22 protein-coding genes and 2 pseudogenes are annotated in these 24470 nt (G+C 70.0%); 3 read left to right on the top strand and 21 right to left on the bottom strand.

All coding sequences use genetic code 11. The features are described from left to right. Positions 1-89 precede the first annotated feature (89 nt). Positions 90-2285, bottom strand: a complete 2196-nt coding sequence (locus ACWD3I_RS29845) for an RICIN domain-containing protein (RefSeq protein ID WP_365403774.1) — start codon at positions 2283-2285, stop codon at positions 90-92. A 1466-nt stretch (positions 2286-3751) separates the two neighbouring features. Here ACWD3I_RS29845 and ACWD3I_RS29840 point away from each other — a divergent pair. The 3 genes and pseudogenes from ACWD3I_RS29840 to ACWD3I_RS29830 all read left to right on the top strand — a co-directional run bounded on the left by ACWD3I_RS29840 (position 3752) and on the right by ACWD3I_RS29830 (position 6224). Then, on the top strand, positions 3752-4963 hold the full coding sequence (locus ACWD3I_RS29840) for a sensor histidine kinase (protein WP_365403777.1): 1212 nt from the start codon (positions 3752-3754) through the stop codon (positions 4961-4963). Positions 4964-4992: 29 nt separating this feature from the next. Beyond that, positions 4993-5245, top strand: a pseudogene (locus ACWD3I_RS29835) (response regulator); the annotation flags it as partial. A gap of 88 nt (positions 5246-5333) precedes the next feature. Then, on the top strand, positions 5334-6224 hold the full coding sequence (locus ACWD3I_RS29830) for a DUF5655 domain-containing protein (protein WP_365403780.1): 891 nt from the start codon (positions 5334-5336) through the stop codon (positions 6222-6224). A 336-nt stretch (positions 6225-6560) separates the two neighbouring features. Here ACWD3I_RS29830 and ACWD3I_RS29825 read toward each other — a convergent pair whose 3' ends face one another. The 20 genes and pseudogenes from ACWD3I_RS29825 to ACWD3I_RS29730 all read right to left on the bottom strand — a co-directional run bounded on the left by ACWD3I_RS29825 (position 6561) and on the right by ACWD3I_RS29730 (position 24372). Next, entirely contained in the window at positions 6561-7262 is a 702-nt protein-coding gene (locus tag ACWD3I_RS29825; protein ID WP_365403783.1) for a DUF317 domain-containing protein, read from the bottom strand. Between the two features lie 199 nt (positions 7263-7461). Continuing rightward, complete coding sequence (locus tag ACWD3I_RS29820) at positions 7462-8586, bottom strand: DnaB-like helicase N-terminal domain-containing protein (RefSeq protein ID WP_365403786.1); 1125 nt, start codon at positions 8584-8586, stop codon at positions 7462-7464. After that, positions 8586-9856, bottom strand: a pseudogene (locus ACWD3I_RS29815) (DNA cytosine methyltransferase). The gene ACWD3I_RS29820 and the pseudogene ACWD3I_RS29815 overlap by 1 nt, the downstream one beginning before the upstream one ends. 5 nt (positions 9857-9861) lie before the next feature. Continuing rightward, positions 9862-10734 carry an adenine nucleotide alpha hydrolase family protein gene (locus ACWD3I_RS29810; RefSeq protein ID WP_365403789.1) on the bottom strand — a complete coding sequence of 291 codons (873 nt, stop codon included), beginning with the start codon at positions 10732-10734 and terminating at the stop codon, positions 9862-9864. A 237-nt stretch (positions 10735-10971) separates the two neighbouring features. Continuing rightward, positions 10972-11277 carry a hypothetical protein gene (locus tag ACWD3I_RS29805; protein ID WP_451084215.1) on the bottom strand — a complete coding sequence of 102 codons (306 nt, stop codon included), beginning with the start codon at positions 11275-11277 and terminating at the stop codon, positions 10972-10974. A 341-nt stretch (positions 11278-11618) separates the two neighbouring features. Then, on the bottom strand, positions 11619-12422 hold the full coding sequence (locus ACWD3I_RS29800) for a hypothetical protein (protein ID WP_365403795.1): 804 nt from the start codon (positions 12420-12422) through the stop codon (positions 11619-11621). Then, complete coding sequence (locus tag ACWD3I_RS29795) at positions 12419-13018, bottom strand: hypothetical protein (protein WP_365403798.1); 600 nt, start codon at positions 13016-13018, stop codon at positions 12419-12421. The genes ACWD3I_RS29800 and ACWD3I_RS29795 overlap by 4 nt, the downstream gene beginning before the upstream one ends. A gap of 283 nt (positions 13019-13301) precedes the next feature. After that, positions 13302-14066: a hypothetical protein gene (locus tag ACWD3I_RS29790; protein ID WP_365403801.1), complete on the bottom strand. Its 765-nt coding sequence runs from the start codon at positions 14064-14066 to the stop codon at positions 13302-13304. Continuing rightward, complete coding sequence (locus tag ACWD3I_RS29785; protein WP_365403804.1) at positions 14063-14533, bottom strand: hypothetical protein; 471 nt, start codon at positions 14531-14533, stop codon at positions 14063-14065. The genes ACWD3I_RS29790 and ACWD3I_RS29785 overlap by 4 nt, the downstream gene beginning before the upstream one ends. A gap of 79 nt (positions 14534-14612) precedes the next feature. Then, positions 14613-16409 carry a type IV secretory system conjugative DNA transfer family protein gene (locus tag ACWD3I_RS29780; RefSeq protein ID WP_365403946.1) on the bottom strand — a complete coding sequence of 599 codons (1797 nt, stop codon included), beginning with the start codon at positions 16407-16409 and terminating at the stop codon, positions 14613-14615. Positions 16410-16674: 265 nt separating this feature from the next. After that, positions 16675-17289: a hypothetical protein gene (locus ACWD3I_RS29775; protein WP_365403806.1), complete on the bottom strand. Its 615-nt coding sequence runs from the start codon at positions 17287-17289 to the stop codon at positions 16675-16677. Beyond that, positions 17286-18125, bottom strand: coding sequence for a DUF317 domain-containing protein (locus ACWD3I_RS29770; protein ID WP_451084214.1), 840 nt, complete (start codon positions 18123-18125; stop codon positions 17286-17288). The genes ACWD3I_RS29775 and ACWD3I_RS29770 overlap by 4 nt, the downstream gene beginning before the upstream one ends. A gap of 192 nt (positions 18126-18317) precedes the next feature. Then, positions 18318-19187 carry a DUF317 domain-containing protein gene (locus ACWD3I_RS29765; RefSeq protein WP_365403811.1) on the bottom strand — a complete coding sequence of 290 codons (870 nt, stop codon included), beginning with the start codon at positions 19185-19187 and terminating at the stop codon, positions 18318-18320. Further along, entirely contained in the window at positions 19184-19990 is an 807-nt protein-coding gene (locus ACWD3I_RS29760) for a DUF317 domain-containing protein (RefSeq protein ID WP_365403949.1), read from the bottom strand. Before ACWD3I_RS29760 ends, ACWD3I_RS29765 begins: the two co-directional genes overlap by 4 nt. Beyond that, the gene (locus ACWD3I_RS29755) at positions 19987-20376 is read right to left on the bottom strand and encodes a hypothetical protein (protein ID WP_365403814.1); all 390 of its coding nucleotides are present in this window, start codon (positions 20374-20376) and stop codon (positions 19987-19989) included. Before ACWD3I_RS29755 ends, ACWD3I_RS29760 begins: the two co-directional genes overlap by 4 nt. Before the next feature lie 305 nt (positions 20377-20681). Next, positions 20682-21443: a DUF317 domain-containing protein gene (locus tag ACWD3I_RS29750; RefSeq protein ID WP_365403817.1), complete on the bottom strand. Its 762-nt coding sequence runs from the start codon at positions 21441-21443 to the stop codon at positions 20682-20684. 12 nt (positions 21444-21455) lie between these two features. Continuing rightward, on the bottom strand, positions 21456-22214 hold the full coding sequence (locus ACWD3I_RS29745) for a hypothetical protein (RefSeq protein ID WP_365403820.1): 759 nt from the start codon (positions 22212-22214) through the stop codon (positions 21456-21458). Positions 22215-22247: 33 nt separating this feature from the next. Next, on the bottom strand, positions 22248-23174 hold the full coding sequence (locus ACWD3I_RS29740) for a hypothetical protein (RefSeq protein ID WP_365403823.1): 927 nt from the start codon (positions 23172-23174) through the stop codon (positions 22248-22250). Further along, positions 23171-23953 carry a tetratricopeptide repeat protein gene (locus tag ACWD3I_RS29735; RefSeq protein ID WP_365403826.1) on the bottom strand — a complete coding sequence of 261 codons (783 nt, stop codon included), beginning with the start codon at positions 23951-23953 and terminating at the stop codon, positions 23171-23173. The genes ACWD3I_RS29740 and ACWD3I_RS29735 overlap by 4 nt, the downstream gene beginning before the upstream one ends. Then, a complete protein-coding gene (locus tag ACWD3I_RS29730) occupies positions 23950-24372 on the bottom strand; it encodes a hypothetical protein (protein WP_365403829.1) in 423 nt (140 codons plus the stop codon). The genes ACWD3I_RS29735 and ACWD3I_RS29730 overlap by 4 nt, the downstream gene beginning before the upstream one ends. Between the last annotated feature and the right edge of the window lie 98 nt (positions 24373-24470).

Below are 24470 nucleotides of genomic sequence, written 5' to 3'. Positions count from 1 at the left end.
CGCCCAGCAGCGCCCCCGCTTCGAGTTCGACGCGCAGGACAGCGACTCCGACGCGGAGCAGAGCAGCGACACGCACCCCGCCGGATCGACTATGCGCGGCTCCACTTCTGGGTGGCATTGCCGAGGGCCGTCGCCAGTTGGACCTTCGACCCGTTGGCCGTGCCCCAGTTGGTCACGTCGATGGCGAGACCGTTGGAGCGGTTGATGACGGAGCCGTCGAGGCGGAACGACCACTTCTGGCTGGTCGAACCGTTGCAGGTCCAGAGGATGAGCTTGGTGCCCGAGGTGGTGCCGTTGCCGTCCGCGCCGAGGCACTTGCCGGAGACGCGGAGCTCGCCCGCGGTGGTCTGCGTGATGGTCTGGTTCGCGTTGCCGGAGCAGTCGTAGATCTGAACCTGCACACCTGTCTGGCCGTTCGGCACGTCGAGGCAGCGGTTGGAGTTGGCGCCCTTCAAAGTGAAGGTCGAGTCCGTCGGCAGGGGGTCCTGGACGAGCTGCCACTCCTGCGAGTCGTCCGCCGAGGCATTGCCGGAGGCATCGATCGATGCCTGGAGGTCGACGGCGCCGTTCTGGCTCGCGCCGGTCATGAACAGGCTCGTGTTACGGACGGACCGGATCTTGTAGTAGCCGTCGGCCGAGGGTACGAGGGTCCACTGCTTGTCGGTGGCGCCGTCGTCGACCCACTGCGCGAGCTTCTGCCCGGCTGTGGCGCTGCCGGTCCAGACGGCAACCGAGCGGCCACCGGCCTTGTTGAGCAGGGTGATGTTGTCGCCCTTGGCCGTCAGATGCCAGCGCTGGGTGTCGTCCGTGGCGTTGCGGTCCCGCAGGAAGAGGTCGGGGGTGTCTCCCGTGAGGTTGGCGTCCTGGGTCTTGCCGGCGTCGGGGCTGAGTGCCTGACCTGTCGCGCGGTTGACGAGCGTGCTGTAAGAGCCCTGGGAGCGGCCCAGGTCGACCTCGCCGTAGCGTATGGGGCCGTAGCCCGTGCCGAAGTCGGCCTGGAGGATGACGACGCGTCCCGTGTCCTCGACGTACTGGAGATTGCGGCTGTAACCGTTGGTGACCGGCGTCTGGTACTCCTTCCAGGTGCCGTCGCTCTTGCCGGACTCGTTCATCCAGACGCTGGAACTGCCGTTGGCGTTGTAGACGATCCGTCCGTCCGGCAGTGTGACGAGCACCGGGCTGCCGCCCGTCGACATCGCGCGCCCCCCGGAGGGCACCGGAAGGTCTGTGACCGGCAGGTCCGTCACACTGTTCGGGTAGAACTTCAGCGGGTCGTCCGCGATCCGGTACCTCACGTTCGTCCCACCACCCCAGTACTCGTAGGTGAGCAGCCACTTGCCGTCGGTGGTCTCGGCGATCGTGGTCATGCCCGGGCGGCCTCTGCCGATCAGCGTCTTTCCGTTGAGGGTCTCGGTCGTGCCCGGGACGTCCACGATCGGCTGGCTGCTCCAGGACGTGCTGCTGCTGCCGTTCCAGGTCTTGTGCACGAGGATCTGGTTGTACGAGTCCGTGGCCGTGTCGTCGTCCGGGTCGCGGGTCGGTACTCCGGTGGTGGCATCGAAGCCGAGGTAGTCGTGCTCGTCGGAGTAGTAGGCGACGAGCTGGCCGTTCCGGGCGACCAGGTATGGCTCCCAGACCGGGTCGGACTGCGCGTAGGTGTTGGCGTTCGAGACGCGGCTGCCCGCCCATCCACCGGTCGCGATGATGTTCCGGAAGCTCCAGGTCGCGCCGTCGTCGGTGCTGGAATACAAGGCGATCGCAACGTCCTTGCGGTCGCCGTCACCGTCCGGTGTCCAGTTGGGGTCGGCGGCCTTGTGCTCCTTGTAGTACGGGTCGTCGCCCGAGACGACGCTGGCCAGGAGCAGTGTGCCGGCACTCAGAGACCCGACGTCTTGCGGGAGCACGTAGAGATAGGGGTTCGTCCAGTTGCTCGTGTACTTCGCGTACTGGGAGTCGCTGGACAGGTAGGCGGGGGCTTGGAGATCGGTCAGCTTCTGCCACGTCGTGCCGTCGTCGTCGCTCTTGTAGACGGGCAGGGTCTGTCCCACCGGATCGCCCTTGCTGTTCTCGAACGACGCCACGATGCGGCCGCTCGGAAGCTGGGCCGACTTCGGGTAGAGAACGCAGGGCTTCTTGTTGCACGCGGCACTGTCCTGCGACACGTACAAGTTCGTCTGGCTCGGCTGGTACGCCGACGCACTCCCTGCGGAGGCGACGGCGAATGCCGCGCCGAGACCGAAGGCTGTCGCTGTCACGACCACCTTCCGTACCAATGCCTTGATCATGGTGATTCCTCTGAGCGTATGGTCAGCGGCCATTGGGGCTGGGCAGGGCGGCACTGCGGCCGAATGAAGAACTCTTGCGGCCCGCTCTCCGCCTGCACCGTGTGAAAACGACTGGGTGAAATCCGGCATGTGGTGCCGGCTGTCGGTCGCCCGGACCCGACTGTGATTCAGCTCAAGGCGGTCCTGCGCCGGGCACGGTGCGCCGTGATGGGTTACATCGGATCGCAGTGTGTGGAGAACGGCAGTCGTACGCCTGGTCGGCGGTGGCCGCCAGAACGCCCTCGCCCGGCCAACGCCCTTGGACTGGTGACGTGTTTCGCCAAGGTGTCCATGCTCTTTCCTCGTTTTGGTTCGGCCGCAGGGCCGCGGTCGACGGGTGCCCGTGGATTGGCGTTCGCTGGGCGAGACACGAATCGCGAAACGCCATGAGACGGGGTGTGAGGCCGGCGGTCACTCATGGATGCGAATTGCAGCCAATGAGGCGGGAGCCGGATGGTGAAATTATTAGGACGGAGCGCCGTTATGTCACCGGTGTGTTTCCGAAAGGGTTTCGTATGGCGCTCGCCATCGAGTGTTGACAGAGAGGTGGCCGCGACGGTCAGCTCATCCGATGTTTCGTTGTCCGCTTGTGCATGTGAGCCAGCGGCACCCGGGCCGCCGGAGGCAGTTGACCGGGTTGCCTGGTCATGTCGCTGCTGCCCCGGGGCTGTTCGGAGTCGGGTGGATTGGTTCCTCCGGCAGGGCCTCGGAGATGGGCAGTGGTGGCGGCAACGCAGGGTGTCGCAGTAGCTGCCGGGGCGAGGTGCGGCTTCCATGGAGATGGAGCAGCAGCCCGAGGTCGTGCCGCGGGACGATGCCCGGACAGCCTGAGCGGCGTACGCGGTCACGTGGACGCAGACCGCCGGACTTGATGCCTGTACGAACTGGGACACGTGCTGGGTGAGCTGTTCATCCCGGAGCCTGCGACGGCTCCCAGGGACCCCGCCTTGTGCGGTGCTTTCGGGACGTTCCGGGCGGTGTTGCGCGCGGTGGGTGCGGTCGGCCGACGCAGGTGTGGTCAGACCGACGGAGTAGGCGGCGGCCCGGCACGTACTGCGGATCCAGTAGTCGGTCCTGCGGATGCGGTAGGCGGCATTGCCAGTAGCAGTACGACGACGGGACAGGTCCTCCCCGGCGAGGCTGGAGGGGAATCAAGAACGGACATGGAGCTACCTGGAGTGGCAACTTCTCTGTACTGCCTGGGCCGTACGGCCTTCCGGTGGCGAGGCTGCGTCGCCCTGACGCGGCACCCGAACACTGCGTCTCCGTGCCCGAGCCAGCCCCCGGACGAGCCGTTCGAGGTGCGGGATCACCTCCTGGCCTCGCATGTGACAGGGCTGCCCGAGGCAGAGACCTGGGCGGCTCACACAGCCATCGTTTCGAACGTCAGCGACCAGGGACACCGCAGTCCGAGCCGGAGAGGCATGATGACGAGCAACCTCGAGCGTCTTGTGGAGCGCTGCCCCCGTGTCGTGGAGACGATGACGATCCTGGCGCTGTTCGGCTGTTCGGCTGTTCGGCTGTTCGGCTGTACGGCTCTCGGCACCTCGCTCGGTATTCCCGGGGCCGACCTTCCGCATGACGACCGGATCGCCACGCTCCTGGCCGCTGTCTCCTGCCTTACGCTGCCGAAGGCGCGTGCCCACCCGCGCACCGCCGTCTCCGTGGTCACGGCCTGCACGGTGGCCACCGGGTCCATGGGCTATCTGCCCACCCCGCTGCTGCTGGCGCCCCTCATGATGGCGCTGTACCGGCTGGCGATCGGCACCGACTCCACGGTCACGCGCAGGTACGGTCTGGTGATCATGGCCATGGTGGTCACCACCGGCGTACTGGACCGCCCCGATACGGACATGCTGTTGCTTCGGACGGTCGGTCCGGTGCTGTGGCTGCTCCTGCCACTGGTCGGTGGCGGCAAGGCGCGACTGCGGCATGACTATCTGCGGTCCGTGCAGGCGCGCGCCGCGTATGCCGAGCGCACCCGTGAGGAGGAGGCACGGCTGCGCGTGGCCGAGGAGCGCATGCGGATCGCACGTGAACTGCACGACGTGGTCGCCCATCACATGGCGGTAGCCCACGCGCAGGCCGGCACCGCCGCCCACCTCGCACCTGGCCATCCGGAGCAAGCACAGAAGATCCTTGCCGACCTGGCCGGAACCACGTCGTCCGTCCTGCGGGAGCTGCGGGCCACGGTAAGGGTGCTGCGGCAGGCCGGAGACCCAGAGGCCGAATCGCTGGAACCGGCTCCGGGTCTGGACCGCCTGTCGGAGCTGGCGGCGGTGTGCGAATCGGCCGGCACCACCGTCGCGGTCACCATCGAGGGAGAAGTCCAACCCCTGTCGCCCGGGGTGGATCTGACGGCCTATCGGATCATCCAGGAGGCGCTCACCAACGCCACGAAACACGCGTCCGACCACGTCGTCCGCGTCCGGCTCAGCTATTCGGGCACCTACTTGACCGTTTCCGTCACCAACGACGGCACCGTCGCCACTCCGGCGGTTCCGGGCGTCGGACGCGGCCTGATGGGCATGCGTGAGCGCGCGCACTCCGTTGGCGGGAACCTGCACGCCGGACCCCGCCCTGAGGGCGGCTTCGAAGTCACCACCGTCCTGCCGATCCAGCCCCACGCCTGGTCGTAAGCCCTGGTCGAACGACGAGATACAGCCCTTTGACTCTCTGCGTCCTGCTCGCCGCCGACCAGGCCCTGCTGCGGGGCCCACCCCGGCCTCTGATCGACTCCTGCTCCGACATGGAGGTGGCCCGAGAGGCCGCCAACGCCAGGAAGCCGTGGAACTCGCCCGCACCCATCACCCGGACGTCGTCCTCATGGACATCCGTATCCGGGCACGGATGGTCTCATCGCCACGGCCGCCATCTGTCACGACCCAGGCCTGGCTGAGCCCCGTGCCCTTGTCCTGACCATGCATTTTCCTCACAACTTCCGACCCCCTTACGGAAACAAACCTGTACCTGCCCGGCGTTAACAATCTCCTGGCCGAGGAGGGGAAGGTGTCGGGCCTGAAGCTGTTTCACATGACGAAAAGCGGCATTGCCGAGGTCATGCCACGTCTTGCTGAGGTCGAGGCGGACGTGCAGAGCCTTGTAGAGGCGCACATGGAGACCATGCTGGGTGTGCGGCTCTTGGCGAGCGAGTACAGCACGGGTCCCGTGCACGGGGGACGCATCGACTCGCTTGGCCTTGACGAGAACAGTGCGCCTGTGATCGTCGAGTACAAGCGGGGCGTCGATGCCGGCGTGATCAACCAGGGCTTGTTCTACCTCTCGTGGCTGATGGACCACCAGGCCGAGTTCGAGCACCTGGTCCGCGACCGGCTCGCGGCTACAGCCGCGTCTCAAGTGCTGTGGAGCGGACCGCGCTTGATCTGTATCGCAGGCGACTTCACGCGCTACGACGTACACGCTGTGCGAGAGCACCAGAGGTCGATCGATTTGGTTCGCTACCGACTGTTCGGCAGCGACATGCTCGGGCTTGAGACCGTGGAGTCCGTGAGCGGCGGCGTGCGGGTAGCCCGTCGAGCGCGTCGACAGGCCCTCGCGCGGGCGGCAGCCGATGTCCAGGGCGCGTCGATGGTGGAGTTGGCGAACACGGTCGACGAGGTGCTGCTTGGTCTCGGAGACGGAGTTAACCGCGTCGAGCGCAAGCAATACCTCGCATATCAGCGTCTGCGGAACTTCGCCTGCGTGTGCCCGCCCCAGCGCAGCAAGCTCCTGGTTTACCTGAAGGTCGACCCGAGGCACGTTGACCTCGTTCCCGGGTTCACGCGGGACGTGTCCGGCCTCGGGCACCACGGAACGGGTGACCTGGAGGTGCAGCTCCGCACACCGAGGGACGTGGAGCGAGCGCAGGAACTATTCCGCGCGAGCTACGCGGCGGCTTGATCACTCGACGGCCCCCTGGCCGTGACCGTCAGGGGTCGGGCCGGTGGTCGTCGGATGCCCCTTTCGACGTACGGGCAGGTCGTGGCGGCGGAATACTAATGGTGCGGTGGAGTCCCGGTTTCGGTAACCAGGACTCCACCGCTACAGTGCGCGCCCGACCCGGGTGCGACGGTAGGACGTCTGCGCTTCCGGGCGCGCGAGGTGTACCGCCGGGAGGACCCGACCGCCGTGCTAATGGCCTGCCAGACAGCGCCCGCCTCGGCGAACGTGCCAACGTGTAGCTGCTCACAAGGGCAGCGCTGTGGGGTATCGCGGGCCTGCGCTGGTGTGGGCAGGTCAGCGGTGGTGTGCCGCCGGATCCCGCTGGGGCGGATTCGGCGGGAGTGCGGCGGCGTTGTTCGCCGTGGGTGCTGCCGTGCTGGAAACGGAGCGGCGGGTGCCCATTCCGTGAGCGAGTTCCTCGCTGAGGTCGGCGAGAAGGCCGGCGGGGGTATCGGCAGTGGCGTTGATGGCCCAGACGGGACGGTTGATGGTCGGGCCGGCCCAGAGGGTCCAGGCCGGGAGAAACACGTCGGAGCCTGGCGCAGCGAAGGTGTCGAAGGCGATGCCGGCGTCGCCTGATGGCGTCTGCCAGTGCAGGTACCGTCCGGGCGCGGTCTGCTGCCAGCCCGCGTCGATGAGGGGGCCGGACACCTGGGCGATCATCCTCGGGGTGACGGGGCTTCCAACGGCTGTGTCCCAGGCGCCTCCGGCAGCCAGGACGGTCAGCAGGGTGTTGAGAACGGGCGCGGGGGTGGTGGCGGCGACGGTCATCTGCCACAGGAGGCCGCTGACCGGTGTTTCGTACGCGGCGATGGTCCACTTCGGGTCACGGGATTGGGCGTCGTGGTCGAAGAGGGCGCGCAGGGTGAGCGATTCGTGGTTGGCGATGGTGGTGTTGTCTTCCCAGGTCCTGTACTTCTCCCAGTCGCCGTTCTTGGTGAGGAAGCTGTTGAGCAGGGCCTCGTGGTCGCCGGGGTCGGAGGTGTAGGAGGGCACGCGCTCGACGGGCGGTGCGACCGCGTCCGCAGCCGTGCCGGATGTGTCGTGCGTGGCGCGAGCTTCAAGGGACTGGGGTTCGATGTCGTCTATGGGGTGCTCCGGAGCGTGAGGGACAAGGGTGGTGCAGGGCACGGAGGTGCGCTCGTGCCGAGTCCGGGCCCGGCGGTGGAGAAACGGGCGGGCCGGATGGGTTCGGTCAGCGGTGGGCGCGGGTGGCGGTCACGGCTGGTGGGTGTGACGGTCCGGCTCGGGGCCGAGGGGCCGACCGCGTGGGTGCACTGGCAGGGGGCGCGGGTGTGGGGGCGGTGGCGCGGTTCCAGCGGGTGCGTAGGGCGTTGAGGTCGGTCAGGGCGCGGCGGCTGCCGGTGATGAGCTGGTGGGGGGTGTTGGCCGGGTCGTCGGCGTAGGCGGTGATGCGTGCGGCGACCAGCTGGGCGCGGGCCAGGAGGGCACGTTTGAGGATCTCCTCGGCCCAGTACTCGGGGGAGCCGGCCGGAGTGGAGACCAGGGAGATCAGGTCATTGGGGGTGAAGGATTCGGTGAGGAGTCCGCGGTGCTGGGCTTCGCCGAGGACGGTGATGGGGTCGACCATGTCGCCGCGGTGGACCAGTGCGGTGATGGACTGCCAGAGCGCGGCGTGCAGCGGCAGCAGGAAGTCCGCCTCGGTCAGCCACCGCATCTGCTGGACGTCCGCCGGATAGGCGGTGGCGGTCGCCAGCAGCAGGCGTTCTTCAGCGAGGTCTTCCTCGCTGGCCGGCCGTGGGGCATCTGCGGGGAGCGTGGTGCGGGGGAGGGAGCCGGGGTGCGGGGCGAACTGTTTGGCGAGGGAATCCAGGACGCGGCCGATGTCGTCGGACAGGCCGAGCGTCGTGGCGACCGGGTTGGGCAGGCCGGGGTCGGCCGCGGTGGCTGCGAGTCGCTCAGCGTGCCCGCGCAGGATGCGGCGGGCGTTGTCGGCGCGGATCATCTTGGCGTACGCCGCGGCGTGCTTCGGGTATGGGCAGAACTGGACGAGGCCGTGAACGTAGGAGGCGTTCAGGCCGGGAGCGTGTGGGCGTGCGTGGTCCAGCACGGCATTGAGCCAGGTGGTGTCCGTGGCGTGGTCGGTGGGGTCGGGCGGTGGGAGTGTGCGGATCGCCGTGAACAGGGCGGCGTGGGTGTGGCTGTCGAAGTGGTGGGCGATCAGCGGCTCGGTGTCGGCCAGACGTGCGGGTTCGAGGAGGAGAGCGCCGAGCAGGGCTTGTTCGGCGTAGTGGACGGGCTTCGGTACGGGTGCGAGGTCGAGGGTGTTGTCCTCGTCGGGTGCGGGGGTGTGGGGCATCAGGCGGTGAGAGTGAAGTCGTCGGGGTTGAAGGGGGTGCCCAGGTGTGGGGAGAGCAGGTGGGCGGCCAGGCGCGGGGGGACGGCGTTGCCGATCTGTGAGAAGGTCTGGCCCTTGTTGCCCTGCCATGGGTAGTCGGCGGGGAAGCTCTGCAGCACGCCCGCTTCCCGTGCGGTGATCTTGATCGGGGCCGGTGCTGTTCGCTGTTCGCTGTCCGGATGGCCGGAGGTGGGGTCGGCGACCCAGGTGCACTCGTTGGCCCGGTGGCCGAAGAACAGGGTGCCGGCTGGTTCGGACACGGATCGGACGGTGGCGTTGGTCTGGTTGTTGGTGCGCAGTGACCACGACCAGTGGCGTTCCTCGGGCATGAAGTTGGGGGTCGGGGTCTGTGCGGGGCGGTTCGAGCGGGCACGGTGCCGGGCAGCCGGGCCGGAGCCTTCTGAGGGGGAAGCGAGGACGGTCTCGGAACCGGGTCGGGGTGTCCAGGTGCCGCGGTCGCGGGCGTCGGTCAGGGTCTTGCGGGAGCCGGAGGGGAAGGGTTCGGGGCCGCCTCCTGGCCCGCCGCCGGCGCACACGGTGGGCACTGGCCGGTCGGTGGCGCCCCAGCCCAGGGCCTGGGCCATGGACACCCATCGTTCACGGCCGGGGCCGAACAGGGACTGAGGCTCGGCTGTCTTCGCGTGCGTGGGTGTTGGGGGCTGGGCGGTGCGGGTGCGTGAGGCGACGGGATCGCCCGCCGCCGCGTCTGGGGGACGCCGTAGTCGGCGGCGTTGAGGATGCCGGTCCAGGCGGAGAATCCCCAGGTCCGCAAGATGGCCGCGTACTGGCGCCACAGGGGCAGGACGTCGGGGACTTCCTCCATGAGCACCCACTCGGGCTCGCCTGCGAGGTGCAGGGCGTGGAGGTATCGCATGGGCTCGGCCGCGAGGAGGGATCGTTCGTCCGCGCATTCGCCTAGCAGCTGCTCGCGGGTGTCGCGTCCGGCGGCGAGGTCGGCGACGGCCTTGTGGACGAGCGGCTGGTCGACCAGGCCGAGGCGTTTGCCTGCCATGCTCCATGCCTGGCAGGGAGGGGAGGCGATGAGCCCGAGGATCCGGCCGGAGAAGATCCACGCCGGATAGCGGGCGACATCGGTCCGGATCGTCAACTGCCCTGCCCTGGCACGGGTCTTGCAGGCCCACTCGTCCCACTCCAGGCCGACGTCCCGCGCGCCGAGCACGGTGAGCGCGTGGCTCCAGCCGCCGGGACCGGCGAACAGGTCGAGGATGATCCGTCTCAAGAAGCCAGCCCGAAGTCGTCCTGCACCGGCGCGACTTCACCCCGGCACGCCCACGGGGAGCAGCCGTCGGCCACCCCGTTCTCCAGCTCCTCGACCGCGGCGGCCAGGTCGTCGAGTTCCTGCTGGCGCGCTGCCCACTCGGCGGCCGTGACGTGATCGATGGGGGCCTGGGCGAGCGGGACGCGGGAGCGGTGCAGGAATGCCTGCCCGAGCAGCCGGTTCCCGGAGGCGTTGGCGCGGGCGTTGCCCTGGCGGATGGCCGCATCGAAGGCGACCACGTCCGCCCATTCCTCAGGGTTGTTGTCCCGGATATTCCTCCATTGCTGGTTTCCGTGGAATGGACAGCCCAGGCAACTCGATTTCGGTGTATCTGACATGCCGATTGAGTTCAAGTATGTGACGCAGTCCGTGCGCGACCAATTGAGGTCGATGAGCGGGTGCCGGTTGCGCATGTACTTGACGTCAGCATCCTTGGCCCGGTGGAATTCATCGGTGGAGATGCCGACCCACTGCTCAACGAACACGCCCTTCGGGATGCGCAGCGGGTAGGGGTAGCCGAGGAGTTCCCGGACCTTCTTCTTGATCGGTTTGATCTTGTATTCCCCGGTGCATTGCCGCCTGGTCATCCCGGGTCGGCCGTCCTGGTTGAGGATGTACAGCGGCATGGATGCGAAGCGGTGGTCCGGGTCAAGTGCGTCGTCGCGGATGTTGCCGGATGTGACGTGCAGGACGGGTATTCCTGCCGGTTCGGCTATCTCCCTCTCCAGGCGTTCGAGGTGGGAGTAGACGGCCTTCGGTTCCCATCCCGTGTCGGCGAAGATGGCGTAGTCGACTTTGGGGAGGGTGCCTTCGGCTGGCAGGGCGAGCATCGCACTGGATTGAATTCCGGCGCCTAGCGATATGCAGGTGAGGGCGGGAGTTTCGGAGATGGCGGAACCCTTGTGTGGGGCGGGGCGATGGAAGGGAGGAGCAGGGGATGGCGGTCAGCGCCGTGCGGGCCGCAGCGGTCTGACGGCAGACGGGACCGGCTGCCGCCGGTGCGGTGATGGCCGGTGTGCTCTGCGGCCCGGTGCTGAAGGGGGGCGTGGTGCGAGTGGTCGGGAGGATCAGCGTCCCGGCGTGTGGGTGGTGGGTGCGGTGGGCGGTGATACCGGGGGAGCGGCGGGGGTTCGTGACGGGCCGGGCAGGGCCGTCAGGTGCGCCGGTGGTGAGGGAGGCCACAACTCGGTGGCTGAGGCAGGAAAGGAGTTGGGGTGGAAGTGGTTGAGTACGGCCAGTCCGAGATCGGTCAGCGCGAGGCGCTGCCCGAGCGGAGAGCCAGGAAGTGCCTGATGGTCGCGGTGGACGAGACGCTTGCGTTCCAGGGCGCGCCAGGTGGTGATCGCGATGTGCGCCGAGGTGTGGGTGTCCACGTGGAGGGAGCCGCTGTCGCGCCGCCGGATCCGGCTCGGCGTACGGGCCAGGACGCGGAGCGCGGCACGCTGATACCACGTCAGGGTTCTTGTGATGGCGGCTAGTTCGGCGTCTGAGGAAGCCGGGCTGTCGCGTCCGTCCGTCAGGTGGGTGTGCGGGCCGCCTGGGGGTTGGAGCGGTTCGCCGGCCTGCACCGTGAGGTCGGATGGGGGTATGGAATGCGAAGGGACTCCAGTTACGTCGGTGGAAGGGGAGCGGGTCTGGTGCCTCGGGACTGCTGGCGCCCGTCCGGGGCGGATCGGTGCCGGATCAGAACAGGCGCGTCCGCGGGGCGGGAGGCTCAACGGGAAGCTGTATGACGGGTGTTGGGTGCTGCTCGGGCTGCGGGTCGGGTGGTACGCGGGGTGGTGTGTGGGCGGCCGAGGCTGGCGGCGAGGGTGCGGCGTCCGTCGGGTGTGAGGTGGATGCGGTCCTGGCGGGCCGGGCGGGGACACGTCTCGCGCAGGACCAGGCCGCGGGTTTCCAGGGCGCGGACGGTGCTGATGGGCACCCGCGCTTCCCCGCGGTCTGTCCAGACCTTGCCGTCTTCGTGGTGGACGCTGACGCAGCCGCGGGCGACGGCGCTGAGCGTTGTGTGCTGGGTGGGTGAGAGCGGGAGGAGCTGATGCTCGGGTGCGATCTTCTGCCGGTGCAACTGCCGGGCGAAGAGAGCGGCCGTGTCCAGGCAGTCGTCCGCGCCGAGCGCAGTCAGCTGGAGCGCCAGGCCGATATGCCGGCCGGCCTCCCACAGCGCCCGGCGGTGGGAGACAGTCATGCTCTCCAGGCTGGTCGTGGGCGGGGGAGCGTCGTGGAGGAAGTCGACGGCGTCCAGGAGATGGTCGGCGGCGGTGGCGGCCGGGGTCGCGAGCTGCTTGATCCGGTCGAGTCCGCTGCGTACGTCGGGGGAGAAGTAGAGGCTCATGCCGTGCAGCAGAGGAGGCACGTCCAGAGCCTCACGGGCCAGGGCCTGGGTGCGGGGGACGTGCCGGGCGAAGGCGTGGGGCGAGCGGGTGCCGCTGTGCAGCAGGCCGGAGAGCGCGTCGTGATGGCGGGTGTATGCGGTGCCGAGGGCCAGCAGGCGTTCCGGGGCGGCGTAGGACGTCACCGGCGTGCACCGTGCGTCGCGGCGGCCTTGGGCGCGGTGGCCGGTGTGACCGTCGGCGCGGCCTGAGGCCGTGGCTGTGTCAGGGCCCGGTGTCCGGCCTGCGTGACGGTGATCTTCTGGCCGTGGTAGTAGAGCGGGGTGCTGGTGTCGGCGGTGACGAGTCCGCGTCTGGCCAGGGCCCGGTAGGTGGCGATGGAGACCGGGGTGCCGTCGTCGGTGGCGACGCGGGTGACCCCCGGCCCGCGCTGTGAACTCTCATACAGCCGTCCCCCACCCTGGAGCGACGTCAGCGCGTCGTGCTGGGCGATGGTGAGGGCGCCGCCGGTTGTCTGCTGCGTCGGGGCGGTCTTGCGGTCCTGTACGGAGGCCAGGTTCTCGGTGATGCCGTGGGCGAGGTAGTGACACCCGGTCGCGCACAGGTCGAGCTGGTGGGCGGCATCATCTAGGTGGCCGGTCATACGCGGCTTGGCCTCGCCGTGCCGTACGGTGCGGTCCGCCTCGTCGTCGGCCGGGTAGCCGGCGAACGGCGCGCCCTCGTACGGGTTGGCTGAGAGCGCGTTGGCGAGGTCGTTGCCGGCGAGCGATGCGCCGTACACGACGGAGGCCAGCAGCTCCAGGCCGGAGCGGCTGCCGGCGAGGACGGTGTAGGTGCTGTTGTCGAGGGCGGTCAGGTGCGCCAGGGCGGCGGCGGTGAGGTTCTGGGTCTTCGGCAGGAGGGGGCTGATGCGACGCAGGGCGTCCGTGCCGGGGGTGTAGGAGACGTCGCGGACGCGTGCGCAGAGTTCTTCGAAGTCTCCTGCCAGCTGGCGGAGTTGACGGACCTGTTCGTTCAGGTCGAGCGGTGGGGTGGAGATGGGATGGCTCCTGGAGGCGGGTGGTTCAGTGGCTTCGGGTGGCTGCCCGGCTGGCGTTGGGGATCGTGCGGGGCGTCGTGCCGGGGGCGGTGCGGGGGCCTGTCAGGGGCAGTCCGATGACGGCGGAGAGGGCTGTCACGCCTGCGGAGGTGAGGTGCACGCGGTCCTGGGGCGGCCCGCCGTGGTAGGCACCCGGAGCGGAGCTCGGGCTCCGCTCGGCAAGATCCTTCGACTCCAGGGCCCGCAGCGTGCTCATGAGGACCTTGGATTCGCGGGAGCGCGTGAACTCCCGTCCCAGGGAGCTGCTGGCCACGACATGGCCGCAGGCGATCTGCTCCAGGGCGGTGCGCTGGGTCGCCGTGAGCCGCTCCTCAGATGGGGTCGCGGACGACGAGCGGCGTCGGTGTGTCTCGAAGGAGAGACTCGCGGCGCAGCCGACCGCGGCGGCTGGAGCCAGGGCGGTCAGTTCTCGCGCCTCCTGGAGGCCCAGGTCGGCTGACGCGGCGCTGAGCAGGGCTAGCTGCTTCAACCGCACAACGGTCTCCGTCAACTCCGTACTTGCGTAGAGCCGTTCGTCCTGGATCGCTTTGATGGTGGTGCGGGTGGCGGACGCCAGGTGCTGGGCGGAGGCGACGTGATCCTGCTGCTCGGGTCGGGCCGCGGTGTCCAGGAGGAGATCGAGGGCGTCGTTGTGCCGGGTGTACTGGTCGGCGAGGTGGAGCAGTCGTTCGACGGGCGTCGGCGGGGGCGGTACGTCGAAGAGCAAGGAGTTGGTGGGCGACGTGGTCATGAGCGGCGCCGTCCCGTCGGAACGGGCCCGTGTACGGGGAAGGTGGTGGCCGTGCCCGACATAGCGGGACGGTCAGGATGACTGAGGCTGCCGCGGGCCGCTGCCAGGGCCTGCCCGGCGTCGTCGAGGTGGACGCGCAGGCGGCTGTGCTGGTCGAGCGCGTCGAGCTGCATTTGGAGCGTGGCCTGCGCGCCGGACTGGGCGAGGGCGACGAGCGGAGCGACGGCCCGGGTGTAGTGGGCGATAGCCCGCCCCAGGTGCGCAACCGTCTGCCCCAGGGCCTCGGCCGAAGGGAGGCCAGCGACGTTCGCGGCGAGCCGGTACTCGGCGTCCGCAGCCATACCGGCGGCCAGATGGCAGAGCAGCCCGATGTGCCGGATGAGGGTGAACAGGCCACTTCGGTCACCGCTGATGCGGTGCTCGCGTATGTCGGCGATGACAGCGTCCACGGCTTCGTGCGGCGCCATGTCGTCCAGGTCGGCGGGCTCGTAGGTGTGAATGGGCGCCTCCGTAGGCGAGTTGAGTGGTGTGAAGGGGGCGCGCGGACTAGGCGGCGGTGCCGAAGTCGCTCTGCTTCGTGGCGGCCTTGGCGACGGCGCGTTCGGTGATGCCCTTGGACGCGCGGGCGGAGGCGGCGGAGAGCACACCGGCGCCGGGCTCGAGATACCAGGGGCGCAGGTCGAGCATGGCCGCGCGCATGCCGGTGGCGAAGCAGAGGGCGGTGCCCTTGGGCAGGGCTCGGATGGCGTCGGCGGCCAGGATGCGCTCTTGCCGCATGCTGACGGACGTGGACTTGCCGGACTCGGACATCGAGGTGGAGGTGGTCTCGACGTCGTGGTCGCCGATCAGACGGCTGAGTTTGTCGGCGAAGTCGGGGTCGTCGATTCCGGAGCCGATGACCTTGATCGTGGAGGCGCTCCACATGGCGTCCATGCCCGCGTCGCCCCAGACTTTCTGGCCCTGCCGGTAGCTCTGCAAGATCGTGAGGGGGATGATCCCGCGGCTGCCGAGGTGGGAGTACAGGTCCGGCAGGTCCGAGATCTTGCAGACGTTCGCGGCCTCGTCGAGGATCGCCAGCATCGGTGGATCGAGGCGCCCGCCGGCGCGTTCGGCCCGGGCGGTCGCGGCCCGCATCACGCTGTCCGCGCACGCCGCGATGAGCGCCGAGGCGCCGCCACCGCCATCCTTCGACAACAGATACAGCGTGTCCTTGGAGCCGACGAACTCGCTCGGCTTGAACTCCGCCACGTCCTTCTGCGGCGTCACCCATGCGGCGATCTCACTGTTGAGCAGGGCGGCGGCGTACTGACGCGCGGTCTCGTAGATTCCGTCGCGGGTTTCCGGCGGTCCCTCCACCGTGCCCTTCAACTGTGCGGCAACCGCGGTGAAGCGGTGGTCGCGCAGGATGTCCAGCGGGGTCCGGTCGGCGGGAAACGCTAGCCACTGCATCACGTCGGTGATCGGCCGCTCGTCGAGGGCGGCGGCCAGGAACAACTGGCTCAGGATATTTGATCCCGCTTTGGACCAGAAGTCACCCTGCTGGGAGGCATCGACGCTGGCGGCGAGAAAATGGCCGGCGAGCCTGCCGGCGCCGTCGAGGGTCTTGGCGTCGGACAAGGGGTTCCACCACATGTTCCGTTCGGCGTGGGCGATCTGCTGCGGATCCATCGACCAGGTCCGGCCGACGGCGGCGCGCGCGTCGATCGTTGCGGTGTAGGCGTCACCCGCGGCCTTGTTGGAGGTGAGCAGAACCGGGCCGGGCGCGTTCAGGATGGAGGGGACGGCCAGCGATGTGGTCTTCCCGGAGCGCGGCGCCATGATCGCAACGGCGACGTCCTCATACCCCATCCGGACCTCGTGGCGGGTCCCTTGCAGGTTGCCGAGGAGGATGCCGGTGTCGGCGGGGTCGAGGTGCTTGGCGTCCTTCAAACTCGGCCGCAGGGAACGGGCCTTGGCGGTGATGGCCTTGGACAGCAGCGGCTCGATGTCCTTCGGCTTCGCCATGGAGGCGACCTTCCTCTTCCGGCCGCCGCCAGCGTTCTTGTGCCGGGACCAGACGACAGCGACGATCAGCGCGAGAGCGGCCAATGCGGTGACGGGGACGATGCGGGTGGCCCAGAACAGGGACGTCTCCCCGGCCTGGGGCCAGAGCCGGGCCGGGTGGAGCAGAGCCTCGACCGGCTGGTACGGCGCCCAGGGTGCCGAGGCGGTGATCCGGGCGGTGAGGTTGCCGCACAGCCAGGCGAGGTTGGACAGGGGGACGGCGACGGCGAGGGCACCGAGGAGGACCTTGAAGGCGATGTCGTAGCCGTCGTTGCTGGAGGAAGGCGAGGTGTTGGGCAGGAGGGTTCCAGGAGGCAAGGTCGCGAGAGTGGTTAGCGCGTACAGCGCGGTGGGGTCTCAGACCGGTACGGCGGCACGAATGGGACCGGACAATGGCGGCTGCACCGCGCGTACGAAGGGGGTGTTCACCAGCAGAGGCGTGGAGGATCGTCCACCACGGCTCGTCTGGGTCCGGATACAGACTCAGTTCGGCCTACTGATGGCGGCGGAGCGGGTGGATGTACGGGGAGGGCGGCCGTGTCGCATGGCAGGAACCGCATCCGGCTCACCGCCGGGCCACCGCCGCCGGGCTCGTAGACGTTGTCGGCGTGGGCCGGGGTGCGACGGCGTCCAGGCGGGGTGGAGCGGCTTGGGCGGCGGCGTGGATGGCGAGGATTGCCTGGGTGTGCAGGGTGAGTTCGTTCAGCGCGTGCCATGCCTCGGCGTTGCGGGCGTCGACCAGGTTGTCGTATGCCGCTGTCCCCGGCCCGGCACCCGGCGGCAGGCTGTCGAGGTGGGTGCTCCAGTCGGCTTCGACGGCGTCGAGTTGGTCGAGGGCGTCGTCGGCCGCGGTCAGATGCCACGGCCAGGCCGGCTGGATGGTACGGGCGGGAAGATGCTGGAGCTGGACGGCGGCGGTGGAGAGCAGGTCGCGGGCGAAGGGGCGGATCTGCGCGGCAGCCTCCCAGGTCTCGGCGTCACGCCGGGCCGCACGGTGTCCGTAGGGGTCTTCGTCGTGGGGCCAGCCGTCGGGGTCGGTGTGCTGGTCGGAGTAGGTGTCCCAGGTGTCCAGGATCTGTTCGCTGGTGCGCACGAAAGCGGTGAGCTGGTTGAGGCGCTGGTGATGGAGGACGCTCGGGCAGGAAGGCGGGGCGGTCAGGGAGGGGTATTCCTTGCTCATCGGGGGCGTGCTGCGGTCGGCACCGAGGCCGGGGTGGGGGCGGCTGAGGAGGGGGCGGTATCCGGGCGTCGGCGTCGGGTGGCGCGGGTGAGGGCCTGGATGTTCTTGATGCGCTGCTGGTGGGCGTCGGCGACGACACTGCCGGTGCGGTGGGTCCGCTCGTGCTGGACGCCGTGGCCCCAACCGCGCAGCAGGGGTTCGGCGCTGGTCAGGGCGGTGACGAAACCGGCGACGGCGTGCGCGGGCGTGTGCTGGTCGAGCCAGCCGTCCCATACCGCAGGGCCGTCGAGGGCGCTCTCGCCGACGGCGGCGGGGTACTTCTTCGTGCGGATGCGCCAGGTGAAGGAGGCGAACTCGATGTCGTCGGGTCGGCTGTATTCGCCGACCGCCCGCCGATCCGGCGAAAGGGCTTCGTGCCCAGTGCCGTTCTCGCTCTGGGTGACGCACCAGCCGGCCTCGCGGAAGAGGTCCCACGGGTCGGGTGCGTCGGCGGGGGCGGGAGTGAGGAGTGTGTCGGTGAGTCCGGCCAGGATCTCGGCCGGGATCTGCCGGCTGAACGAGGCGGACCAGGTCGTCGATTCCGGCGGCTTGGCGGTCAGGTGCCACCAGCGGCTCGACGTGAACTGGCTGGCCACCTCCAGCCGGGCTGACAGGTCCGGGCTGGTGAGCTGGGTCTCCGGACAGGCCGGGTCGGAGGTGACGCTCCATCCGGCGGCGAGCAGGGCATGGGTGATGTGGCGGGCATCGCCGGCACCAGCGAGATACCGGGGGCTGGTGACGTGAAGGAAGTGCGACTCGTGATCGCGCCGGAAGGCGGCGAGCTGCCGCTCGGTCACCGGCACGCGCTCACGCCTGCCTGCGGGTTGCGGGCCGTACGACGCGGGCCCTGCCCGAGCGCGGGCTGCGTGTCGTCGAGCGTGCGAGCGGTTGGGCGACGGCTGTGGCGGTACTACGGCGGGAGCGCACGCGTCCGTTCACGGCCGTTTCCCCAGGGGGCGTCGGCGGGCTGGGGGTCGAGGAGGCGAGCATCAACGTCCTTGCATGAAACGGGTGGTGAGACAGTTCGGCGGGGCGCTCCGCCCGGCTAGCGGCGCTTCCTGCGAGGTGACGGCCCTGGTGGCGCGGTTCCGGCCGGGCGGGTGCGGCATTGAGCGCTGGGCCACCTCGAGCCGCTGCCGGTGCATCTGCCGGAGCTGCTCTGGCGAGACGGCGCTCAGAGTTGCGGTGCGGTGGAAAGCGGCGCTGGGCTCTTGGCCCTCGTCGCGCAGCAGCGGTGCGGGGTCCGTCAACGCGGTGACGAAGCCCGCGATGGCCGCCGGGGGTGCTTCCTCGTCGATCGACGCGCCCCACAGCCACCGACGATCAGCAAAGACTTCCGCCTTCCAGCGCCACTCAGGTGTGTCGGAGGCGACGGAGTTCGGCACCACGGCCAGCATGGCTGTCTCGTCGGGCGACAGCGCATACATCTCGGGTCCCTGGCGGAGCAGAGACCAACCCCGGCCAGCCGCCAGGTGCCACAGATCCCCGAGGGGGACGAGTGCGTGGCTGGTGACGGCGTCCGTGAACCCGGCGATGATCTCGACAGGGGTGTGGCCGCCGAACTGGGCGGACCACTCCCGCCGTTCGGCGGGATGGACGCGCCACCAGGCCGCGCGCGGCTCGGGCGCGGTGGGCTCCAGGGTCAGATGGAGCTGCCGGTCGGGGCTCTCCAGCAGGACGTGCGGATAGCCGGGCACCGAGTGGTTGCTCCAGCTGGCGGCGAGCAGATACTCGGTCACATGCCGGGGATCGCCGCCGCCGGCCAGGTGCCGTGGCGTGACCTCGTCCAGCCACCGGATGCGGTTGTACTGGTGAACGGTGGGGCCATTGACGCGGGAGTAGAAACGTTCGTGGCTCACCGGGCCCGGCCCGACTGCCCGGCGTACGGGCGCGCGCCGGGCGGGGTGCGGGACCGGTTGGTGGCGAAGGAGTGGCGGGCCCACGTGGCCGCCCTGGCGGCGGTGATCCTCGCCTGCTGCCACGCGCCGAACTGGGACGGCAGGACGGACACCGAGGTGGTACGGATCCGTTGGGAGGGCGGAACGCGGCCCAGGGGCCGCATCACGGGCTCCGGGTCCGCGAGCGCCGCGCTGAACGCCTGCACCAGATGCATCGGCGTGGTCGGCGTGAACAACGCCTCCCATACCCGGCCGTGTTCGTTACGCGCACCGGCCCACCAGTGCGCCTGCCCGGGGCCGGACTGGTGGAAGCGGACGAAGGCGCCGCCGTCCGGGCTGCGGGCGGTGAAGTGCTGGCCGCGCTCGGTCTCCCAGCCCTGCTCCAGCAGGGGCTGCCACACGTTGGGGGCGTGCGCCGTGCGTTCGGTGGACAGGGCGTCGGTGAGACCGGCGATGATCTCGACGGGCGTGTGCCGGCCGAAGGTGGCGTGCCATGCTTCCTGGCGCGCGGTCTGCTTCCCGCGGATGGTCCAGCCGCCGGGCTGGGTGAACGGGTCGTATCCGATGCGCACGGACTTGTCCGGGCTGTCGAAGACGACCGGTCCGCCGGTCTTGGACGTGTCCTTCCAGCCGGAGGCGCGCAGGTACTCGGTGATGTGGCGCAGGTCGCCGCCGCCGGCGAGATGGCGGGGCTCGACGAGGTAGAACTGCTGGGCCTGCTGGCCTACGGCCCCCCAGCCGGTCCACTGCTGCTTCTTGTTCAGCGGCTCCTCCTGACAACCATGGCGGAGGGGACGGGCTTCGCGGGCGTGGTACCGGCGGTGGCGGAGGGTGCCCCGAATTGCTTGAGGGTGTCGGCGTGCCCGTCGAGTTCCGTGCTGATGTGCCCCAGTTCGTTGGCGGAGCGGCCCATCGCGAGCCATACCTCGGGAGGGAGCGTGCCGCAGTACGCCTGACCTTGGGCGAAGCGGGATCCGGTGGCGATCAGGTCGGTCACCAGGGCCAGGACGCCGTCGTCGTAGGCGAGGACCTTGACTAGGATCTCGGCCGCTTGGCGCGGGGCGGCCTGGGCGAGATGGCCGTCCAGGGTCTTGAGCAGGTCGGCGATGTGCTCGGCGAGGCGTACGGGGTGGGATGAAGGGTCGGTCATGGGCCTCCTGAACGGGCCGGTGCGGACTGCTAGTTGTGGTGGCGGATGCGGATGCGGTAGCTGTCGATGAGAAGGTCCATGTCCCGGCGGCGGGTTTCGTCGAGGGCGGCCTCGGGGTGCCCGCCGGCCAGCAGGCTGTTGCGGGTGCGTGGGCTGGGAGTGACCGCGCGCAGGTAGCGGCGGAAGAGGACTACGGCCAGGCGGGGTGGACGCTCAGAGGTGATGGGCGCGGGAGTGCGACGTGGTGTGAGAGGTACGGAAGGCTCCCGGAGTGAGAGTGACGAGCGGAGCGTGGGGAGGGGCGGTCAGTGCATGCGGGTGGGCCTTATGCGGATGGTCGGGGGCGGCGGCCCGGAGGTCCGTGCGCTGGGAAGACGCTGGCGGCGGGCTTCGGCGATCCGTGCTTCGAGCAGTGCCTGCTCGTCGTCCCAGCCGAAGGTGGTCGGGGTACGGCGCGTGTAGGGCCCGCAGCGGTACATCGGTATCCCGATGGCCATCCGCGGCAGCGGGTCTCGGCAGGCGAGGCTGTCGGTAAAGGCGGCGACGAGCCGGGGCGGGGTGTGGGCGGTGAAGGCGGCGGTCCACCAGGTGTGTCCGTCGACCGTGCAGGCCGAGTGCCAGGCGTGTGGCGACGGGTCGGCCGCGTTCTCCTGGGCGAAGCGGACCAGGCCATCCGGTGACACCGCCGTGGGCGCGGCGGCCTCGGCGTCCGTGGTCCAGCCGGCCGTGTGCAAGGGACCGAGGATGTCGGCGCGTTGGCCGGTGTGGGGCCGCAGCATGGTCTCCACGAGCGCGGTGACGTACTCGACGGGCAGGTGAGCGCCGAGGGTTGCGGTCCAGTGCCGCCCGGCTGGGCTGGTGGCGTGCAGGTTCCAGGTCCAGGCGCCCCGGCGGTCGTGGCCGACGTGCAGGGAGCCGTCGGGGCTGGTCAGGAGGGTGTGGTAGTCGATGGTGGATGCGTCGCGCCAGCCGTGGCCGCGCAGCAGCCATTCGGTCAGGTGGTCCCAGGCGTTGGCGCCGGCAAGGTAGCCGGGCGCCGCCAGGACGTAGGGGGTGGGGAGGGGCACAGGGGGATCGGGTCAGCGGCTGCGCTGCGGGGCTGTCACCGGTGGGTTCGGCGGCACGGTCGCGGCGGTACCGAGGGCGGGCCGGGCGGGCGGATGGCGCAGGACGACGCTGACGCCGAGCTGGGACAGGCGGTGCCCGGCCGTTCGTACGGACGCGGCTTGGTGGGCGGAGTCGTCGCCGGACAGGACGAACACCTCGCGTGCGGTGTCGAGGACGAAGCCGGCCTCGGCCAGGGCCCCGGCGATGTCGTCGCGGCCGGGCCGCTCGACGACGAGCGTGTCGTCCGACCAGGTCATCACCAACGATTCCGGCTCGCCGGACGATGGCACCGTGCGGCGGGCGGCATTGGCGTGGACCTGGGCGAGGGCCTTGTCGTAGCGGGGCAGCAGGTCGTAGCGGATGTCCTCGGCGGCGCTGAACGGATCGGCGGCCACCACGATGCCGTCGGGCTCGCGGACGCCACGGAAGGCTTCGGCCGGCGCCTCGGCGGGGGCCATGGCTGCGATCAGGTAGCCCTCGCCGGGCCCCGTACGTTCCGCGACGAACAGGCGGGTGCCGTCTTCACGGGTCAGCACGGCGCAGTGGTCCACGGCGCGCCTGGCCAGGGTGTCGGCGACCTCGTTCATGTCCCACACCTGGTCGGTGAGGACGTCGTGGTCGCCTGTGCCGCCGTGGTCCGGGTGATACGTGCTGGTCCAGGCGCCGGGCAGTTCGCCTGCGAGGACGGCGGCGAAGGAGCCGAGGCCGGTGTCGGGCGTGGGGTCGTGCATGGTCTCCTCGGAAGAAGCTAAAGAGGGGTGGGGTCAGCGGCGGCCGTTGGCCGAGCCCGACGCGGCGGGCGCGATGACGGGGCTGGTGGCCGTCCGGGCCGGAAACGGTGTCGATCGTTCCGGGGTAGGCAGGGCGGCGGCGGTGGCGTCGAGGTCCTGCTGGATGCCGTGCAGGCGGTGGGCGATCAGCTCCAGTTGGTGTCCGGCGGCCGGGCCATAGGCGTGCGGGAGGCGGCCGAGACGGTGGGCCGTGTGCTCGACGAGACCGCGCACGGTCGCGAGCGGACCGGTGTTCTCGTCGGCGAGCTGCCGCAGCAGTCCGCCGAGTTGCGCGGTGGCGTCCACGGCGCCGGGCGTCGCGCCGCTGACCGGTGCGGCGGCGCGCTGCGCGAACTGGGTGCTCTGCCCGGGATCCGGGCCGCCGCCCTGGGGCGAGCGAAGCCCGAGTTCGGCCTCGATGCGCCGGCACTCGACGGCCAGGAGCGCGGGCAGCCGGTGGTGCTGCAGGGTCCAGGTGCCGTCCGCGCGGATGAGGTTGGCGAGCAGGTCGAGGCGGCCGGGCTGTGCCTGGACGGCGATCCAGCGGCAGCCCTGGTTTTCGTCACCCGGCCGCTGGATACCCGCTGTGCGGGCGAGCCAGTGGGCGATTTCGGACCACTCTGGACCGGTGAGCACGCGGTCGGCGGGATGCAGACGGATGTCCGCGTGCCAGATGGCGCGACGGTCGTCCTGCGGACTGACCGCGAACGCGTGCCACCTGCTGGGGTCGTCCAGGTGGTCGGCCCACTCGGCGGACGTCCACGTCTTCTGCTCGTCGTCGGGCGTGCAATAGTCCAGCCCCGGCCAGTGGGCGACCACCGTGTACTCGGTCAGTCCCTCGTGGCCGCTGACCGGTCGGCCGAGGGCCTCGGCGAGCGGCTCGGAGGGCATGGAGTCGCGCGGACGGATACGGATGATCATCGGGAGTCGGGCTTCCTGCCCTGAGGGGCGAGTTGGATCAGGTCGAACGCGGCGGTGATCAGGGTGTGTTCGCGCACCAGGTCGGCGTGGACGGCCGGCTGGCCCGGCGGCAGGAGTTCCAGGGCACGCTCGATGGCCGCGTGTGCCTGGGGGTAGTGGCCCAGCGCGCGCAGTGCCGACGCCTTGCGGAACTGCGCGATCGGATCACCGTCGCCGCCGTCGGGCAGCCGGTCCACGAGGGCGAGCAGGGTGTCCGCGCGGCCGGGCAGCAGGCCGCCCAGCCACACCCCGTGCAGCAGGACGTGCAGCGTCTTGGGGTGATCCGGCGTAGCGGCGAGGACCTGCTCCATCACGGCCAGACCGTCCGAGCGGGACTGGCCCAGGCGCGCGAAGGCATACAGCGCCCAGCTGTACGGGTCTGCGTCGAGCACGCTCAACGGCACCTGGTTCAGGAGGGATTCGATGGAGCGGCACCGGAAGTCGTAGCGCAGGGCGCTCAGGTAGAGGTGCCGGTACGTCCGCGCCACGACCGGGCCTGGGCCGGGGCCGTGGGCGGTGACGTGCTCGGGGGTGAGCAGGACCAGCGCGCTGGTCCCGGTGGCGCGGGCCTGCCAGGCGACGTCGGCGCACACCTCGGCCGACTCCTGCCAGGTGGCGTCCAGATCACGTAGGGCCTCGGCCAGTCGCACCGGCCACTGGGTTCCGGTGACCGTCTCGACGGCGATCGACGCCGCGCTCGCCAACGCCGCGGTGCGCTCCGGGGCGGAGGCGGGGGTCATAGTCCGCCTCGGGCGTCGGAGGCGTGCACCACCTGGTTGAGGGGGGTGAGCGCGTACCAGCCGCAGTCGACGGGCCCGTCGGCGCCGGCCAGGCGCGGCAGGAGGTAAGTCCGCAGCGCCTGCTGGTAGATGAGGCAGTCCGGGCAACGGCGGGAGAGGTGGACGAGGTAGCGCGGGTGCGCGGTGACGTAGGTGCGCGCCCCGCCGGCCGGGTCGTATAGCCGCCACCCGTCCTCGTCGGTCGGCGTGTGCCACGAGGGCGTGACGACCCTGTAGGAGTCGCCCCACAGGTCGTTGCCGGAGATGCCCTTGAGGATCACGACCTCGTCGCCGGGGCGGAAGTGCTGGTGGGTGATGTCCCGTTCGGGGGTGACGATGTCACCGGGGGCATGGAGGGGACGGGAGACGGCGTCGGGCACAGCAGGATGTTCCTTCCACGAGCAGGCGCAGACAGGCGGTGGGAGGAACAAGACTCCGGAGAATCCCCGGTTTCGGTAACCGGGGATCGTCGGGTACA

It is taken from the genome of Streptomyces sp. NPDC002817 (genome assembly GCF_053592055.1).
Note: the sequence above shows the minus strand (reverse complement) of the source record. Positions and strands in the feature narration are given on the sequence as shown.